This is a genomic window from Variovorax sp. P2_H12 (assembly GCF_056403395.1).
On sequence record NZ_JBFUFO010000272.1, the window covers coordinates 1 to 391 of the forward strand.

At 67.0% G+C, this 391-nt stretch carries 1 protein-coding gene; it reads right to left on the minus strand.

What is annotated here, in order from left to right; translation table 11 throughout:
- The coding region (locus AC1DYK_RS36115) for a CoA-transferase (RefSeq protein WP_478170640.1) at window positions 1-391 on the minus strand (391 nt) is incomplete at both ends.

A 391-nucleotide genomic window follows, 5' to 3' on the forward strand; every position in this document is an offset into this window, starting at 1 on the left:
TGTCGTGCAGCAGCGTGAAGCCGGTGTTGTCCTGCACCTGCTCCAGCGTGACGCCCGGGTGCAGCGCGACGATCTTCATGTGCCTGGTCTTGTCGTCGAAGCCGAAGATGCCCAGGTCGGTCACCACCCGGAACATGCCGCCGGCCAGCAGGCCCCGGTCGCGGCGGCTGCTGCCGCCRTCSAGGAAGCCCGGGCTGGTGACGAAATCCACCTTGTCGACGAARCGCCGGCGCTCATGGCGCATGGCGACGATCATGTTCGTCAGGCTCGAGATGTCGTTGCCGCCGCCGGTGCCCGGCAGCCGCGTCTTCGGGTGGGCCGGGTTGCCGATGTAGGACGAATTCAGGTTGCCGTACTTGTCGATCTGCGCGCCCCCCATGAAGCCGACGTC